The organism is Paraglaciecola algarum (assembly GCF_021532655.1).
GTDB classification, from domain to species: domain Bacteria; phylum Pseudomonadota; class Gammaproteobacteria; order Enterobacterales; family Alteromonadaceae; genus Paraglaciecola; species Paraglaciecola algarum.
Genome location: NZ_JAKGAS010000012.1, coordinates 1 through 17983, shown reverse-complemented (window position 1 = coordinate 17983; position 17983 = coordinate 1). Strand labels below are relative to the sequence as shown.

The 17983-nt window shown below is 37.7% G+C and carries 14 protein-coding genes; 6 read left to right on the top strand and 8 right to left on the bottom strand.

Annotated elements, in window-relative coordinates; all coding sequences use genetic code 11:
* Positions 1 to 3: 3 nt before the first annotated feature.
* From L0668_RS17345 to L0668_RS17335, 3 genes are all read left to right on the top strand, one after another.
* Positions 4 to 1338: an oligosaccharide flippase family protein gene (locus L0668_RS17345; protein WP_235313992.1), complete on the top strand. Its 1335-nt coding sequence runs from the start codon at positions 4 to 6 to the stop codon at positions 1336 to 1338.
* Positions 1339 to 1456: 118 nt separating this feature from the next.
* Positions 1457 to 2455 (top strand): nitroreductase family protein, encoded by a 999-nt coding sequence (locus tag L0668_RS17340; RefSeq protein ID WP_235313991.1) that lies wholly within the window; start codon positions 1457 to 1459, stop codon positions 2453 to 2455.
* A 61-nt stretch (positions 2456 to 2516) separates the two neighbouring features.
* Positions 2517 to 3635 (top strand): acyltransferase family protein, encoded by a 1119-nt coding sequence (locus L0668_RS17335; protein ID WP_235313990.1) that lies wholly within the window; start codon positions 2517 to 2519, stop codon positions 3633 to 3635.
* Between the two features lie 310 nt (positions 3636 to 3945).
* On the opposite strand, the gene L0668_RS17330 is transcribed toward L0668_RS17335, so the two are convergent.
* The 3 genes from L0668_RS17330 to L0668_RS17320 form a co-directional block, all read right to left on the bottom strand.
* Positions 3946 to 5055: a polysaccharide pyruvyl transferase family protein gene (locus tag L0668_RS17330; RefSeq protein WP_235313989.1), complete on the bottom strand. Its 1110-nt coding sequence runs from the start codon at positions 5053 to 5055 to the stop codon at positions 3946 to 3948.
* 157 nt (positions 5056 to 5212) lie between these two features.
* Positions 5213 to 6355, bottom strand: a complete 1143-nt coding sequence (locus L0668_RS17325) for a nucleotidyltransferase family protein (RefSeq protein ID WP_235313988.1) — start codon at positions 6353 to 6355, stop codon at positions 5213 to 5215.
* Entirely contained in the window at positions 6345 to 7073 is a 729-nt protein-coding gene (locus L0668_RS17320; RefSeq protein ID WP_235313987.1) for a tyrosine-protein phosphatase, read from the bottom strand. The genes L0668_RS17325 and L0668_RS17320 overlap by 11 nt, the downstream gene beginning before the upstream one ends.
* Before the next feature lie 529 nt (positions 7074 to 7602).
* On the opposite strand from L0668_RS17320, the gene L0668_RS17315 reads away from it, so the two are divergent.
* Positions 7603 to 7974 (top strand): GxxExxY protein, encoded by a 372-nt coding sequence (locus L0668_RS17315; protein ID WP_235313986.1) that lies wholly within the window; start codon positions 7603 to 7605, stop codon positions 7972 to 7974.
* 226 nt (positions 7975 to 8200) lie between these two features.
* On the opposite strand, the gene L0668_RS20945 is transcribed toward L0668_RS17315, so the two are convergent.
* The 4 genes from L0668_RS20945 to L0668_RS17295 form a co-directional block, all read right to left on the bottom strand.
* The gene (locus L0668_RS20945; RefSeq protein ID WP_235313985.1) at positions 8201 to 10438 is read right to left on the bottom strand and encodes a GumC family protein; all 2238 of its coding nucleotides are present in this window, start codon (positions 10436 to 10438) and stop codon (positions 8201 to 8203) included.
* 396 nt (positions 10439 to 10834) lie between these two features.
* The gene (locus L0668_RS17305; RefSeq protein WP_235313984.1) at positions 10835 to 11428 is read right to left on the bottom strand and encodes a polysaccharide biosynthesis/export family protein; all 594 of its coding nucleotides are present in this window, start codon (positions 11426 to 11428) and stop codon (positions 10835 to 10837) included.
* A 9-nt stretch (positions 11429 to 11437) separates the two neighbouring features.
* Positions 11438 to 12595 carry an outer membrane beta-barrel protein gene (locus L0668_RS17300; RefSeq protein WP_235313983.1) on the bottom strand — a complete coding sequence of 386 codons (1158 nt, stop codon included), beginning with the start codon at positions 12593 to 12595 and terminating at the stop codon, positions 11438 to 11440.
* Positions 12596 to 12600: 5 nt separating this feature from the next.
* Positions 12601 to 13017 (bottom strand): hypothetical protein, encoded by a 417-nt coding sequence (locus L0668_RS17295; protein WP_235313982.1) that lies wholly within the window; start codon positions 13015 to 13017, stop codon positions 12601 to 12603.
* A 635-nt stretch (positions 13018 to 13652) separates the two neighbouring features.
* Here L0668_RS17295 and L0668_RS17290 point away from each other — a divergent pair.
* Both L0668_RS17290 and ubiK read left to right on the top strand, forming a co-directional pair.
* Positions 13653 to 14504, top strand: coding sequence for a hypothetical protein (locus L0668_RS17290; protein ID WP_235313981.1), 852 nt, complete (start codon positions 13653 to 13655; stop codon positions 14502 to 14504).
* A 448-nt stretch (positions 14505 to 14952) separates the two neighbouring features.
* The gene (ubiK, locus tag L0668_RS17285) at positions 14953 to 15198 is read left to right on the top strand and encodes a ubiquinone biosynthesis accessory factor UbiK (RefSeq protein WP_235313980.1); all 246 of its coding nucleotides are present in this window, start codon (positions 14953 to 14955) and stop codon (positions 15196 to 15198) included.
* Between the two features lie 38 nt (positions 15199 to 15236).
* On the opposite strand, the gene L0668_RS17280 is transcribed toward ubiK, so the two are convergent.
* Entirely contained in the window at positions 15237 to 17075 is a 1839-nt protein-coding gene (locus L0668_RS17280; RefSeq protein ID WP_235313979.1) for a methyl-accepting chemotaxis protein, read from the bottom strand.
* Positions 17076 to 17983: the final 908 nt, after the last annotated feature.

The window sequence follows — 17983 nt, the reverse complement described above, 5'->3', positions numbered from 1 at the left end:
AAAATGAAATCAATTTTACTAAAACTAGGTAAATTAATGAGTGTGCGTATGCTCGCAATAGGCTTAACCTTTGTGCAAACAATCGTTATGACCCGTGTATTTGGTAGCGAAGTGTTTGGCTTGTTATCAATTGCCCTATCTATATCAGCATTAGCGGTACTACTTTTATCAGCAGGCCTAGATCAAGTGCTAATGCGAGATATTGCCCGTATAGGTAAATCCCGAGTGGTATTTTCAAATCGATGGCAAGACCTATGGCGACTCATTATAAAAAGGGTATTACCCATCACACTTGCAGTGACAGCTGTTGGGGGGATTGTGGTCACAGTCACTCCCTTTGTGGGGCCTTATCAATTAACTTTATTGGCTACATTTTTATTATTACCGGTAATACTTTGTCGTAAGTACCTTGAGTCTATTTGTTTAGGGACCAAACAAGTCGTGCGCTCTATTACCGGTAGCCAGATTGTTTATCCTGTATTAATGATCCTAGCTGGTTTTTACGTGTGGTACATGGGGATAAAACCAGATGCGACCTCAGTCTCAGTTACTTATGCTTTTGCTGCTGTGGGTAGTCTCATAGCGTCTATTCTATTAATTACCGCGACAGTACGAGAAATACGCGCTAAAACACAAACAATAGACACACATACGCCCGAAAATGCAGATTTATTAGAAAGCCCAGGCGAAAAAGCCTTATTAAAAAGCGGTTTACACTTTTCCCTCGTATCATTGGGTTTTGTATTAGGCCAACATATTGACGTGCTAATGATGGGAGTGCTGTCAACCCCAGAAAACGTAGCATTAGTTCGAATTGCAGCTCGTGTCGCCGAAATGGCAGGCCTTATTCGAGCCATTATTTTATTACAATATAGGCCTCAAATTGCCGAAGCTTATGGCAAGTCAGATAAAAAAAAGCTCCAACAACATGCAGAGATAATGGTGAAATTATTTACTCTTTCAGGGATCCCTATAACTTTAGGGTTTTGGATTTTCGCTGAGCAGGTAATGATGGTCTTCGGACCTGAATTTGTTGCGGGTGCATGGGCAATGCGTATATATATTGCAGGAGTTTTAGTCACACTACTTTTTGGGCCAGGTAATGCCATGTTAGCAATGACAGAAAATGAAGGTAGTGCTTCTCGTATAGTATTATCTTCCCTGTTGATACAGGTATTATTTAACATTGTTCTTATACCGTGGGCAGGTCCAATTGGTTGTGCATGTGCAAATTTCCTCGCAATGTGCTTTATAGCGATAGCCAGTAGATTTATGCTTGTAAAAAAATTGGGAGTAGAGCCTTCTATACTGGTGTTATTTCCTTTCCATAAAACATAACAGTGCATAATAAATCGGGGGAATTCAGTTTATGAACATACTATTTACCCTTACGTGTATATTATTTTTTAAAAAATTCTTCTAACATCATGATTTTATAATCAAAACGGAGTTGTAAGTGAGTATAAAAAAGGTAATCCCTAAAGCTATTTTCCCTTTTCTTAAGAATATTAAGGACTATATAAACTTTATTAATCATGCGCTCTATGATTTTAATAGGTTTATCAAATACTCATCCATTTTTAAAAACGATAGTGACTCCGTTATAACTTGGTTGATGCAGGACTCTCATCGTATAGAAAAAGGGTTAAGTTTAAAGAATCCCAAAAAGGGATTTGGCAAAGATGTGTTAGTCCGTATTTTCAAAAATCTACAATTGGCTAAAAATTTCGATAGTAACCGTATGGCAGAATCTGTTGACTACGCTATTTTTGCATTAGGTTTATACTTCAACTATCACAAAGACTCTTTAAATTTGATAGATCCTAAATTAGTTGAAGCATACCACTCGCTAGAAAATACAAAAAATGCAACCAGTAGTAATTCTGAGCATGTATCTAAAAATATAACCGAATACTTCGGTGATTATAAATTCGATGATTTGTGTTTTGATCGGGCGAGTGTAAGACAATTTGATCTAAGTAAAAGTATTTCAAAAGAAGAAATAGAAGCACTTATAGAGCCAGTCATAAAAACCCCATCAGTCTGCAACAGACAGCATTGTAGAGTAAAAATCATTACCGAAAAAAATCTTGTACTCGATTTATTAAAATTACAAAATGGTAATAGAGGATTTACCGAAGACATCCCTGCTTTAGCGATAGTCACTAGTGACATTTCATTCTTTGTAAAACCAGAAGAAAGAAATCAGGCGTTTGTTGACGGCGGCATGTTTGCCATGAGTCTTTTATACTCCATGCAAAATAAAGGTTTTGTCGCATGCCCTCTTAATTGGTCTGCAAATATCAAAAATGATAAGGCGCTTTATAAGTTTAATATATTAGAAAATAAAGAATCTGTAATCATGTTCATAGCATTTGGTCGACCACTTGAAACAATATCATTTGCAAAGTCGCCAAGAAAGTCATTAAAAAATTTTTATGCGATGTATGAATAAGTAACATGAAAGTTGATAGGGCTTTATTTTATTAATCGCAACTTATTAAGGGTTTAATAGCATGATCAGATTTAATTCTATAGAGAGCTTAAGAGCTTGGATGGCTTGGTGGGTTGTTGTGGGGCATGCACTTCACTTGGCAGGCTTTTCTACTAAAGCAACAGATAGCGGTGAGCAAGTAAATATTTTACTGCATCTTTTATTAAGGGGCGGTACGGCAGTAAACGTTTTTATTATTATAAGCGGTTTTGTTATCGCGCACTTATTGATTACAAAACACGAAGCTTATAAAAACTATATTGTGCGGCGTTGGTTTCGGTTATTTCCTATATTTTTGTTCTCTCTAACCCTAGCTATACTGCTCAAGCCCCTATATTTAGCTGCCTATACTGAATTCTCATGGGTATACGCATTTGAAATGAGGATTGAGCGAGCCAACTTAGAAGATGATAACTTTTTCAAGCATCTGATACTTCATCTAACAATGCTACATGGCATTATCCCTGAAGAAATTCTAAAATATGCTAGCTCGTCATTCTTAGCTCCTGCTTGGAGTTTATCACTGGAATGGCAGTTTTATTTACTAGCTCCGTTTTTAGTCTTTGCGATAAGCCGTAGCCTGAAGCTCACGCTAATAATAACTTTTGTCTCACTTTCTCTATTTTATTGGATAAATGATGTAAGCGCTTTTAGTTGGAAATATAATTCATTCTTACTACTTTCAATGCCACACTTTTTGATTGGAATTGCAAGTAGGTTTCTGATAGAAAACTTTAATTCAAAACGGTTATTTTGGGTACTCGTTACTATCCTACCTTGCTTCTTAGGTGACAAACTTGCAGTAATAATTTGGTTTATTTTCGTTCCAATCTTAATGTACGAAGCCAATTTAACAAAATTACCGCGGGTATTTACTCCTATTACCAATATATTATTTTTTAATGTTGTTATTCAAACCTTAGGCAAGTGGTCATATTCAACGTACCTAATCCATATTCAAATATTTAGCATTTTTGTTGGTGGGTTTGTAGTAATTAACAATGGCAATCTTACTCAACCAGTTGCTTGGCTATTAATTTTAATTGCTTGCATAGTTACAGTTCCAGTTTCTTGGCTACTATATAAAACTATTGAAAAGCCATTTATCAAAATAGGGGCTAAGTTAACACAAAAAAGCTGATGAATTAGAGAAACGAATCAGTAAGAATCAATAGAACAAACTATCAAGTTAAAATAAGATTACGACCAATGAATTAACCACAAAGCTGAGAAGTGCTAGACTCCTTAATGCAGCACGACTCAGCTATAGATCTCTACAACGATTCTGTACAGTTGAAATTTACAATTGAATCATTCATAAACCAGAATTCGATTTCATTCGGCAATATCAATTATTTGATTTTGTTTGACTCAAACTAGATTATGATTTTAGTTACAAACATCCCCTAGGTGAAAAGGGCATTGTATTTGTGAATCATATATCTAGTGCGTTAAATTTTTTTAGTGTTCAGTACATCAATAACAAACTGCTTAGAGAACTGTCGGTGCTCATTTAGCTGACTATTCACAACATTCCAGTCAATCTTCTCACCGATGACATTCTTATTTAAATCAGATTTATTCACCACTAACCTATTCTCTAATCCAAACATTTTTAGTAAAGATTTAAACCTTGCCATACCCCTGTTTTTATTACCGTACGCAATAAATGGTTTATTAAACAAAATAGCAAACACGCAACCATGGAATGAGTCAGTGATGACATATTGCGCATCATCAAACCCTTTAAGCCATGAGGTAACGGTTGGGTAAACCATATCGTCAATATTTTCAGCAAGATGTGCTTTGGCATTTATTTTAAATGAGGAGATTTTCAATTCTTCAAGAATCATATCGACTGATTCTAATTTTTCGACTGTTTCATCGAGTATATAAGTTAACAATCCCCCGCTATGATTAGGCTCATTCTCTGCAATAATCAACTGTCTATAATCATCAGCACTCAATAACATGGTGGGGTCAAGGACATGCACTGCATCTTTGTTTAAGTATGTTTTACATAGCGCTACTCCACTATCCTCCCTGACAGAAACACCACTAAATCTTTGAATTTGCTTTTGATATTTTTTTGTTTCTTCTTCTGTGTAATCCCAAGTTTCAACACCAAAAGATGGAGCATATGACAGCAGGATTGGCTTATCACTTTTGACAAACCCAAAAAAGGCACGGTCAATATGCCTAAACATCCTTGCTCTCCATACTTGGTCACTACCTACAACATATGCGTCATAGTTATTTTTTTCAATATTTGAGAAGTCATCAGCATTTTCAAGTGGCTGGGTTTTGGGATGAATATACTTATCAACGAAATCAAATGTGTTTTTGTAAATACGCCCATCATGCAGGTTTTTATATTTACGAGAAAACATCGAAAGTAAATTTTTCTTAACTACACCTTTCCAGCTGGGTTGGTATCTTGTTTTAATGAATAAAAGTTCAGGTTCATGCTCCAATCTTTTTAATGTTTCCATTAACGCGTAAGACTGTAATATTCCACCATAATTCAACCCCAAATTGTAAGTTAACACTGCTATTTTCACGTAACGCTCCCCACTTTATGTTTTCCTTAATTCTTTACAAAAATATCCACTAAATCTAATTTAAGAGCGATATCTACTGTTTACTTACAACTTTCAACACTAATTTTAATGATATTGTAAAAAGATGATAATTTTTCTTCAGAATATGGCATAACTACTATTTTAAAAGAAACCGTCTAATTCCACCGAATATTCTTCGCATATATAACAATGGCAGAGGCCATTTTGAGGCTCTACCGTATTTTACATATATCTCTTCTTTGGGTGGGAAAAATGTTTCTAAAATAAATAAAAACTTTCCTGCTACCCCTTTCACCAATGTAAAGTTATGCCAAGTGACAAGTAATATAGAAGGCCGAGTCAACAGGTGGTCAAACTTAGGACTAGATTCAACGTTTGCTAAATCTGTACTTAATGCCTTAATTTTTTCTACTGTAAATAAAGCATCCACTTTCGCTAAGACAGCATTAACTACTGCGCCACATTTTTTTTCTGTAATCAGAGTTTTTAATGTTTGGTATTCGCTTTTAGTCATATTTTCTAGCAATAATTTAATATCGTAATACCAAACCAGTTTGATAAAGTCCCCATGTTTCTGGTGATGTAACAAATGAAAAACTGCATGGATTAAACCATAGGGCTTACTAATTAGCTGGCCAGTGTTTTTTAAGTGACGACTGCCATCGTGCATCAATTCGTCAAAAGTAATCACCTCTTGTAGTGACTTGTCGTTACTGATTTTTAAATGCACATCTAAACTAAGCTTAATACCATTAGCGATTTCTTTGTTGAAAGAAAACTGATCAATAATGACTTTAGGCTGCCAACCTCTTGGATTGTTAAACCCTAAAGATTCTAATAAGGCTCGTAATCTGTCTGAGTCTTTTTCATCTATTAATATATCAATATCTGTACGGGGGCGAATATGTGGAAGTGAGTAAACACTATGACTAAGGGCGTAACCTTTTAACATAACAAAAGCAATATTATGTTGCCGAAAGGCATTAAATACTTGGTCAGTTACAGGCTGTAAAAAGCCATGCATTAGCTTTAATTTATTATCAATATTTTTAAAAAGATCAATACAACTAATCTGTTGTGACTTTTCATCAAATTTTAACCAAGCTTGATAAAGTACTGCTGCCACACCGTGTTTTATAGCTTGCTCTAGTAATACAGCAGCGGAGTATTTGTTAGTTACTTCATTTATCCACTCAATGTCTGGTGACAATAGTAGCTTGGCTAAAAGGGTTTCTATTTCTTCTTGATCTAAAGTTTGTGGTTTAACGTCATTGGTCATAATTAACTGTAGTCAATTGAGCAGGAATACTACTGATTAATGGGTTAATCAAACTTTCATCTATTAAGGCTTTAGCGGCGGTTATCCCTTCATGTAAATTCGGTTTACGACCTTTGAGGTTATGACAATCAGAAGCGATAGCGCTGACGTTGCCGTCTAATAATAATTTTTCGGCATTCTGCTGGGCTTCGTCACCAAATAAGCCTGTTAGGCTGCTGGCGGTGATTTGTAGGGGGCAGCCCATATTGATTAAAGTTTGCAATTTTTGTGGCTGACGCACAAAGGTTTGATTACGTTCTGGGTGAACAATGATAGGTAAATAGTTTTTAGCTAACAACCATTTCACTAGGTTTTCGTAGCCAACTGGTACGTCAATACGGGGGAACTCTAACAAGAAAGTCTTTTTGCCGTTATACACGCCTAGAGTGGGTATGGCGTCTTGGGCCACTAGCTGCATTATTTCACTGCTAATACGCACTTCGCTACCTAGCTGTAGGCCAATTTTTATATTGGCGTTGTCTACTTGTTCTTGAAAAACAGCAAAGCGCTGTTGCAAGTCAGCTTTTTGGTTTTCAAAACGGCCAAAGTGAATATGGGGAGTAAGTACCTGCACGGTGACACCACCGTCAACGGCCATGCGCAGCATGTCGAGGGCCTCGGGTAAAGTCCGAGCGCCGTCATCCACCCCAGGAAGTATGTGACTGTGAATGTCGATCACGCTTTTTCTCCGGTACCTAAAAGATGAAGTGCATTTACCACAGTGGTTTTCCTTATTAAAAATAACAAGAGTAATTTACCACAGTGACAACCAAGGAAAAACAATACATTTGTTAAGAATTAAAGAAGAAGAGCGAAAGCTAGTCACAGAGGGCCACAGAGTTGGTTGATTCTAAAAGCAAGGGCAAAAGCTGATCACAGAGGTACACAGAGTTTTCAAATGGCGGCTTCGCCGACAAGATCAAAAAATCGTCACAGAGTGGCACAGAGGTAAAGAAAGTTAAGAATTACCTAGTTTTGCTTTTCTCTGTGGGCGCGCAGCCTCTGTGACACGCGTTGGCTTTTAAAAGCAATAAATTAAAAAATTGTCACAGAGTGGCACAGAGGTAAAGAAAGTTAAGAATTACCTAGTTTTGCTTTTCTCTGTGGGCCTAGTTTCTGTGATACGCTTTGGCTTTTAAACCGATAAGAGCAATCATTTAAATTGTACTACCCTTACGTAAACCACAAGATGATAAATGGACTTTGCCATGCATACGGATCTACTCACACAATCAATCATTGGTCACGCTATAGAAGTACACAAAATATTAGGGCCTGGATTACTAGAATCGACTTATGAATCCTGCTTAATGTATGAATTAAATAAGCATGACATCACGGCTTCGAGGCAAGTTATTTTGCCCTTAACCTATAAAGGTTTAAAAATTGATACTGGCTATCGAATTGATATTTTATTACCTGAAAAGCTTATTATTGAGCTAAAGGCCATAGATAAAATCCTACCCGTACATGTGGCCCAGACCCTTACATATATGAAATTAAGTCATATAAATACAGGACTAATTATCAATTTTAATGTAAAAAAATTAATTCATGGATTAAAACGCTTACGTTTATAAAAAACTTGTAACAGAGTGGCACAGAGGTAAATAAAGTTAAAAACTCAGATATTACCTAATATTGGTTTATCTCTGTGTAGCGCAGCCTCTGTGATCATCTTTTGATTTTAACATTTCATTGTTTTTCTCTGTGTGCCTCTGTGACACGCTTTAGTCTTTAAAAAGAAAAACGGGGTATGTCTAAGACATACCCCGTTCTTTTTTAACTTAGTTGTATAGATAGCTGTTAGCTCTTGTCCACTCCGTAATAACCTTCTTGGTAATAATGCTCACCGTAGTAGCTCATTTTTTGTGGTGAGGCTTGGGTGAGTACTACACCTGTGATGTTGGCGTTAACTTTACGTAAGCGGGTGATGGTTTCTTTGGCCATGTTAATTTTGGTGGCTTCGGCTTTGACGGCTACAACCGTGGCGTCGGCTAGTTTCGACAATACACAGGCGTCACTTACCGGTAGGGTAGGCGGGCTGTCTATCACTATATGAGTAAACTGTTCTTTAAGTGACTCAAGCAAATCGGCAAAACGTTTAGACGACAATAACTCCATAGGGTTCGGAGGGATGGTGCCACAGGTTAATATTCTTAAGTTAGGCGCACCTTCTACTTTAGTGAGTTCGTCACCTTTAATTTTAACATTCACTTGGCCAGCTAATACGTCACTTAAACCTGTGATATTAGTTAACCCTAAATCTTTACTAATAGCGGGTTTACGTAAATCTAATTCTATTAATAGGGTTTTATCTAATTGGCTAAAGGCGGTGGCCAAATTAATAGCTAGGGTAGTTTTACCCTCAGAGCCCACAGTGGAGGTAATGAGTACCGTTTGTGGTGGGTTGTCTATGTCACTAAACAACAAACCTGTGCGTATGGTATTGATGGCCTCAGCAAAGGTTGACCTTTGATCGTCTATATATTGTTTTTCTGGGGGCACCGATTTTTTGCCTTTTTTGATTAAAGGTGTCACGCCCAAAGAAGGAATATGTAATTGCTCTTCAATTTGATCTGGGGTTCTAAATACGTTACCTAACATTTCACGTACAAAAGCTAAAATCACGCCGACAAAAACACCAAAAAATATTGCGCCCGCTATAATCAACGACACTCTAGGTTTTATAGGGTAATTAGGCACAGTGGCGCGGTCGATAATACGTACGTTCGAGGCATCGTAATCGCCCGACACATCAGCCTCCATCAAACGGCCTAAAAATGACTCATAAATACGGCGGTTGTTCTCAACTTCGCGCTCAAGGCGAGTAATTTCAAAGCTGCTACCTTGATAAGACTGTAATTCTGCTTTGGTTTTTTCGGTGAGTTTTTTAACGTTTTCTAGTTGTACTTTGGCTAAACGATATTCTTTGGCTATGTTCTCGACTATTTTGTCCACTTCGCGGTTTAGGTTACTTTGTGCGCCCATTAAATCAGACCTAGCGGCAATCATTTTAGGGTGCTTTTCGCCATAACGTTCGGCCAGCTCTTCTACTTGGCGAGACTGATTCGACTCTTCACGCACTAAATCACGTATGGTAGGGTTTTGTAATACTGGGCCTAAAGATAAATAATCCCCCTTACTACGGTCTAACTTTTGAACTTGTGTGTACATTTCTTGGGCTTGCGATAGCTTTGTTTGCGCTCTTAATAATTCAATATTTAAATTAGATAACTGAGTATTCGCAATACTGGCTTGTTGTTCAGAGTCCATCAAACCCGATTGAGTGCGCACTGCTGCCAGTTTGTCCTCTGATTTTTGTAGAGTAATCTTTAGCTCGTCTAATTGTTCCCCTAACCATTGGGCTGTATCTTTTAAGGTACTTAAACGGGCTTCAAGGCCAAACTCAATATAAGCATCGGCTACGGCGTTAATGATTTCTGCCGCTTCTGCTGGGTCGTCTGACTGATAACTAATATTAATAATTTGGCTTTGCATGCCGCCATCAACCGACAACATGCCTTTTATACCATAAGATAACATAATACGGATTTGTTCATCGCTTAGCTGCGCTGGTTTGGCAGAGTCAGCTAGCTCTTCATCGCTGACGAACCAAGCTTTGATTTGTTTTTTTAGGTCGCTTACTAAGCTACTGTCTTTGCCTCGTAACTTGGCTTCTGCTTGCTCTTGTTTATAACGGTTAACTAAGTCGAGTTTGTCCACCACGGTTTCGGCAATTTTACGTGACTGAATAATTTCGTACTGTGTTTCGTAAAACAAAAACACCATAGAGTTCATTATATAAGCGTCACTACCTGTAGCATTGGGCTGAATAGGATCGGCTTGAATTTTGGCACTGGCTTGGTAAATAGGCGTTGACTTAATGGCAATAAATAAACCTAAAATTGCAAATAACAAAGTGACTAATACTATGCTCCATTTGCGCCTTTTAATAATGCGCCAATACTGAGTTAAGTCAATTGTATCGTCATCGGTATGACTGATATTAGAAACTTGAGCTGTGTTCGAATGATTTACCACGTTTGAATTATCCCTTTATCCTTTACCCCTTGGGGTAGCCAACTAAATTTTATTTTTTATAAAGCTAAAATCTTCTCACCACAGAGTTCACAGAACGCCACGCAACACAGAGAAAAGCAAAAACCGATTCCGGCTCAAAACACTACCGGAATGTCACAGCAAAGGCCAATGCAAAAGCGATTCACCACCGAGTTCACAGAGCGCTTCGCTACACAGAGAAAAGCAATTGAATGTTAAGACTGACTAAACGACTAATGTCTGAGCCAAACGTGACTCAATGTCATTATTTTCAGTTACTTTCTTAACAATATTTTTTCTTTACCTCTGTGTTCCCTGTGTCCTCTGTGGTTCAATTTCTTTTGCTTTTATCTTTTACTAGCATCTATCCACTGCTCTCTAAAAAAAGCTTTCTTCTACTGTTATTACATCACCTGGTTTAACAGGTGAGTTTAGGTCGACTCGACTGATGTTGTTTGGGTCATTCTCGCGCATTAATTGTATTTTATTGCGGGCGGCCCGTTCGGTAAATCCACCAGCTAAGGATATGGCTCTTTGTATGGTCATCCCTTCGCGATAACTATAACCACCGGGTTTGTCGACTTCGCCATTTACATAAAACTGGCGGTATTCAACGACAGACACAGACACATCCGGTTTTTTTAAATAATCCCCTAAATACAGCTTAGTAATTTTTAGCTCTACCTCGTCTATGGTTAAGCCTTTGACTTGTACCTGACCAATTAATGGCATGGATATATTGCCATTGGCCGAAACTCGGGTTTTAGGCAGGCTTAAATCTGGCTCGTTAAATACCTTGACTGATATTTCGTCATCGGCTCCTAGGCGGTAATGGTTTTCTGCGCCGCTTGTACCATCTTGTGCCACAGTCTGACTGCTAGCAAATAATGCCAACAAACAGACTAGTACAACCCAACAAGTCGGATAGTTAATATGATATTGCTGGCTTAACTTAGGTGATAACATATTCATCCTTAGTCCTTAATCAAATGATATTTTAGCCGTTAGGTTAACACTGTTGACCTTATATTCCGCCAAGGCAACGTTAGACTTTCTGTCTTCGTAACTAATGTTCGCCCCGAGTTCTACCCACGTTAATAAATCATGTAATACACCTAATTTAACAAAGTGACGTTTGTCTTGGCGTGTAGAGTTGAATGAAAGGTCATCTTTTGAATAACGCACTGCCGCATCAAGTTTGGTCAGCTTAGTCAATTCATGAGTTAGTGAAAGTGCATAACCTGTACGTAATACTGCACCTGTATTTGCAATATCTGATTCTGTACTCATTCTATTAGCAGCTAAACTAACTGCTGTGTAGGTGTTTGGTTGCCACACTAAATCAGCCTCGTAAGACAAGCCATCAGAATCCTGTAAGCCCGCTAACTTATAATCACGGTCTTGGTAACCCACTTTAATGGTGCCATCAAGCTGATTAGTTAGCGCCCACTCCACCCCAACTAAATAACGAATATATTCATTGTCTAAATCGATAAAACCTGCTCCTGGGCTATAACTATAATCTTGATATTCAACTTGGGTTAATAAACGGGTGCGAGGGGCGATACGGTAATAAAAGGCTAAAGAAACTAAATCACGATCGTAATTTCTAAATGCATCTTCAATTTCATCAAACTCAAGTTCGCTATGGCCTAGTTTTAAAACTAATTGTCCAAAACTGTCTTGCCTTCCGTAAGCTACCTGCCCATTAATTTGTTTTTCTGACAAGCGGCTAAATTCGGTAAAGGTATTAGAAATAGCATTCGATTGACTTAAACTTTGGTGTTCATCTCTATACAGCACACTAAAAGCAGAAGTTAAACGATTAGAATGATCGAAATTAGCACCAATACGAAATTCATGATCGGCATAATTCACATCACTGTTATCAAAATAATTGGCGTATTCACCATTATAGGTAACAGCAAAGCGTTGTTTACCTAGGATACCGGCCAACTCTAACTTAGGTGTAACTACTAAGCTGGTATCACTTTGTTCGAACGCTTTAGAAGTACGTAAAATATTGTCGTCGTAGGTTAAGCGTGAATTTATTTCAGCTAAAAAACCTGCTTCTTGTGCGGTAACCGCATTGACCCACAAACCGCTGATAATAGCTGTGGTTAATAGTGTTTTTTTCATCTTCTTTATGTCCATAATGTTTTAAACCAACTCCAAATTCCTAAGGAAAACCCTTTAAATAAATCGATACCTAATGCCGATTTAATTAGGTATAAAACCAGTAAACCGAACAACACAGAGAACACAATAAACAAGAAGGTAAAAGCCGCTATGGTAAATGCTGAAATCACCTTTTCTTGTCGTGACAAGTTTCGGTAGTTTCGGCCCATTAAAAACACGTAATAAATTCGACTTTTAAAGAAGGGCACAGGAAAAGTGCCCCTAACATCTATTTTGTGTTTGCCCCATTCACGAGAGCCAATAGCCGACTTTAATTGGACCAGCTGCTCATCAGTAAAGCTGTCTGCCATATGGCTAGGCATTTTGGTTAACAGCTTTTGTATGGCCGGATCTTTTTTAATGTGTTGAGCTTCAATTGGCATAGCGAATATCTCTGGCTCTCAATGTCACTTCCCTTATTAATACATATATTGTATTTGGAACAAATACTACCTCAATTGAAATCAATCTAACATCCACATAATGCAAAAAAGTGACATTAACCATAAAAACACCTTGAATTCGTCAAAAATCGCATTTTATTTTTTTAACCACATGAACTAATTGAATAAATTAAGTACCGAAAGTTAAATTTTTGTTACAAATGCTTTTAACCGATTCCGGCTCAAAACACTAACGGAATGACAGAGCGAAAGACTAAGAGCTATTTACCACAGAGAACACAGAGCGCTGCACAGAGAAAAGCTAACCGATTGTTAAGACTAAAGCGATTCCAGCTTAAAACACTAACGGAATACCGTAAAATCTAGTCATACCTGCATACCATCCAATACGTCTTTCCTGCATGTTGTTAGCAGGAATCCATTTTTTTCTTTTACTAACAACGATTCCCTCCGTGTTCTCAGTGACCTCTGTGGTTCAGCCTCATTTCGTCTTTCCTGCATACCATCTAATACGTCATTCCTGCATGTTGTTAGCAGGAATCCATTTTTAACAATAGAAACGGCAACTTAAACTATGACATAATCCTCCGGCGCAATTTTTTAAAGGATGAACAATGATTTTTAGAGTTTTAGGGAGCCTGACGGTAAGTTTACTAATTACATTTAACTCCCATGCTAAAGTTAAAACGACTCCCAACTATAAAGTATTAGAGGTACTTCCTCTACCTCAAGAGATACTTGAAACTTCTGGTTTATATTGCCCCCAAACAAATCAAGCATTTACCATTAATGACTCTGGTAACAAACCTATTATCTATACCCTAGATCAAAATGGACAAATTGTTTCCCAAAGAAAAGTCGACACTAAAATGAGAGACTGGGAGGCTTTAACAGGCGATCAAACTCATTTTTTTATAGGTGATGTGGGCAACAATAACGGTAAACGCAAAGCAGTACAAATACATGCTTTGCCGAAAGAACAAGGCTCGAGTAAAGTCACGACGTCCATGATTTCTTACCAACATAACTCTGTAAAGAAAAACGAAAACCTTAATCATGACTTTGATGCTGAGGCTTTAGTGAATCAAGGTGATAACTTGTTCTTGTTTTCAAAAAGCTGGCAAACAGGTGTGTTACATATTTACAAATTAAATAAAGATCAGCCTAAACAAAATGTAGCGCCCATTTCATCTATTGAAGACTTACCTGGCATAATTACCGGTGGCGATTACGACAAACAAAACAACAGATTCATTTTAGTTGGTTATGAATTGAAAGGATTAGGCAGTTTTTACCCTTTCATCACAATTTTAAATGCACAATTAGACTTAGTTAAATCTTTTTATGTACCTGGTTTTGATCAAGTCGAAGGGTTATGTGTTACACCCAATGGCGAAATTTGGTTTACCCAAGAGAACGGCTTTTTTTCTAGCCCCAAGTTAGTAAAACTTGAGTTAAACATCTAAACCAAACCGATTCCGGCTTAAAACACTACCGGAATGACAGAGCGCAAGAACAAAAAACTTTTCACCACAGAGGCCACAGAGCGCTACGCTGCACAGAGAAAAGCAATTGAATGTTAAGACTGACTAAACGACCAATGTCTGAGCCAAACGTGACTCAATGTCATTATTTCCAGTTACTTTCTTAACAATATTTTTTCTTTACCTCTGTGTTCCCTGTGCCCTCTGTGGTTCAATTTTTTTCTTTTGCCTTCCTACTTTCAATCCGATTCCGGCTTAAAACACTACCGGAATGATAGAGCGAAAGACTAAGAGCTATTTACCACTGAGTTCACAGAGCGCTGCACAGAGAAAGCCAACCGATTGTTAAATTTAACAGCCTAAAGTTAAGGGGCATGGATTGTAAGAAATTATGCCTGTCAAGCCAACTAAATAAACAGAGTATTAACTAATGTTAGACCCTAAAAAACTCGAAGAGATAGCAAAACAAATAACAGACGCAGTACCACCAGAGGTAAAAAACCTAGCAGAAGGGGCAGAGGCAAAAGTTAAACAGGTTTTACAATCACAGCTTAGTCGTTTGGATTTTGTAAGTAGAGAGGAATTTGACATTCAAAATCAAGTATTAATTCGAACTCGAGAAAAATTACAAGCTCTAGAAGCTAGAATATCTGAATTAGAAAAACCAAATAGTTAAATCAAAAACATAAGGTTGAATTCAATTTTGTACCTAGCTTAACTGCGTCCTTTTTGCAGATAAGCTAGTTCGGCCCGCAGAGTTTGCACCACAGTAAGTAAACTATCAGCTGAGTCACCGGTATTTTTTGCACCTATTAATGTAGACTCAGATATTAACGCTATATCTTCCACTCTTTTAGCAACTTGATTAGTAACGTTCGACTGTTCAGATGCTGATTTCGAAATCTCTGAACTCATATCGTTAATAGTGGTAATAACCTGGGAGATTCTTTGTAACGCATCGCCAACAGTTGACGCTTCTTGTACGCTTAAGTTCATTTGCTCTCTACTTTGCTCCATACTATTCTTTGTATCTTGAGTAGCCTGCTGAATATTGGTAATAATTTCATGAATTTGGCTGGTTTGATCCTGCGTTCGTTTTGCTAATGTTCGTACCTCGTCTGCCACTACAGCAAAACCTCTACCTTGCTCACCTGCGCGAGCCGCCTCAATCGCAGCATTCAATGCAAGCAAATTCGTTTGTTCTGCAATATCGTTAATTGCTGAAGAAACCTGACCAATATCTTTACTATCTTTAACTAATCTTTCCAGAGCCTCTTGGGAGCGACTTGATTCATCTTGCATCTCTCGCATCACAGACTGTAGCTCTGTTACTAATACTATGCCTTGCTGTGCTTCTTCATCTGCATCGACAGCGGCGTTAGAAGCTAGTTCAGAGTTTTGATCCACAGCTGCAGCTGCTGTTGTCATTTCCCCCATTGAGGAGACAATACCTTGAGTACCAGACTTCTGTTCATCTACGCCAATAATTGTTGTTTCGGTAACCTTCTTTAAGCTATGAGCTGAATGAGATAATGTATCTGTTGCTTGATCAATTCTTTCAACTAATTTTTGCAAATTAGCGGTCATAAAATTCATATCGTCAGCAATAGTGCGCATTTCGTCTTTACCTATGACCTCAACTCTTGATGTTAAGTCGCCATCAGCCACACAATGCACCCCCATGGTAACGCGTTGAATATTTTGAATAACAGATTGGTACATGCCTATAAACAAATAAATAGCAATTAAAACAGCCAGAACTGAAACACTTGATATGATTTTATTCTTAAAGTTTGCATCGTCAATCCTCATCTGTAATAAATCACTTAATACTGGCGTGACGGCAGATGAAAAAGCTGTAATAGCCTTATTTAACGAATTACCTTGTGACAAAATTTCACTCTCCTCCACCAAAATGTCATCGGGTTCAAGAATTTTATTTTTTATTAGTTGTTTAAGCTTATTTAAGTCTCTTTCAAGATTGCTCCACAACACCATCAATTTTTTATCGATAACTTTGTTTGCGTTCGTACTAACGGCTAAACTTGCTGAGGTCTGTTTTATAATTAGTGGTAACTTTTCATTAGCATTAGATAGCGCAATATAGGTTTCTGGCGTAAAACTACCTTCCTTAGTCACTTGCCTCGCGAGGTTAATAGTCTCTGCTATTTGAAACTGTAAAGCAGGAAGGCGCTTAACTAACGTAGTCACTAAGTAGCTAGTATCCAGGGCCAAATCCAATTCCAAATTACTATAATCAGCTATCGTCTGCATCAATTCCGATAATCGCAAGTAATTAACTGCAGGGTTTTGTGATGAGCCGCCATTCAAGTAAACACCTAATGTTTTAGAAACAGTGGGGGCTAACTGTTGCGAAATAGGAATTTTCTGGTCATTCAACCTACTAGTAAGGACAGACTTATCTTTTCCACTTATTATTTCAGAGGCTAGATCAAGTAAATCATTCTGGGCTATTTCAATAAATCTCAGGCCACTCTGCTCCTTTTTTGTAAATCGGATATCCTCGCCATATTCATATTGAAGAAATATCAAACTTACAATTAGAGGACTAATAATTATAATACTAACTATCGTGAATTTTACTGAGTAAGAAAATTGGGACATTAGGTTTTTTGCTGGATTGCAAATATAGCGTATTAGATCATTCATTTTGTCAGCCTATTAAAACTTGCATGTTTTAAACTTAGTGGTAAAAGATGCAAATTGTAGATTACAAATTCTCAAGAAATTTACCCCCTTTTATACAAAACAAAAGATCCGATAAATTACCAATACAATGAAGACCGTTAAAGCGACTAAATGATTTCTAGAATAATAGAAGATTTCTCATGAAACGTTTTTATTATAAGTTTGCCCTTATGGTGAATATTCAACGAAATAAATTTATGCTCAAAACCGAAACCAGTAATATAACTAAATGATTTAAAGCAAATTAATGATAATTGAATAAAGAATATTTGTGAGACAACTCGATAAGTTTTGAATCAGACAAATCACACTACAAATGGAGGCCCCTTACTGAAACGTCTTTCTTTGAATAGGAATCTTATAGTCCACTACAGTGATTGACGTACTTTACGTGATACTCACTCTGCAACCGTCCGGATAATCCACTTCGTGAAGGATGAAGGCAGTTTCTTTAGGCGCATGCGCCGTCTGCCTGAATGGCTTGCATGCGACCACCAAGGATGGTGGAAGGTAGAGCAATGCGGGAGCTATTTGCCAAGGATGGCGAGACCTGGGTGCATCTCATCATGGGGAAATGCAGTCTTGAGACGAGCACTGCTCGGCTAGGCATTTGCAATATGACAAGGATGTCATATTTGGGTGAGCTTCATCTGGGGTTAACCTAGGGTTTTCTGGAGCACCGCTCCAGCTAGGTTAACAGCTTGGCATGGATGCCAAGATTGGGTGAGCTTCATCATGGATGTGCACACTCC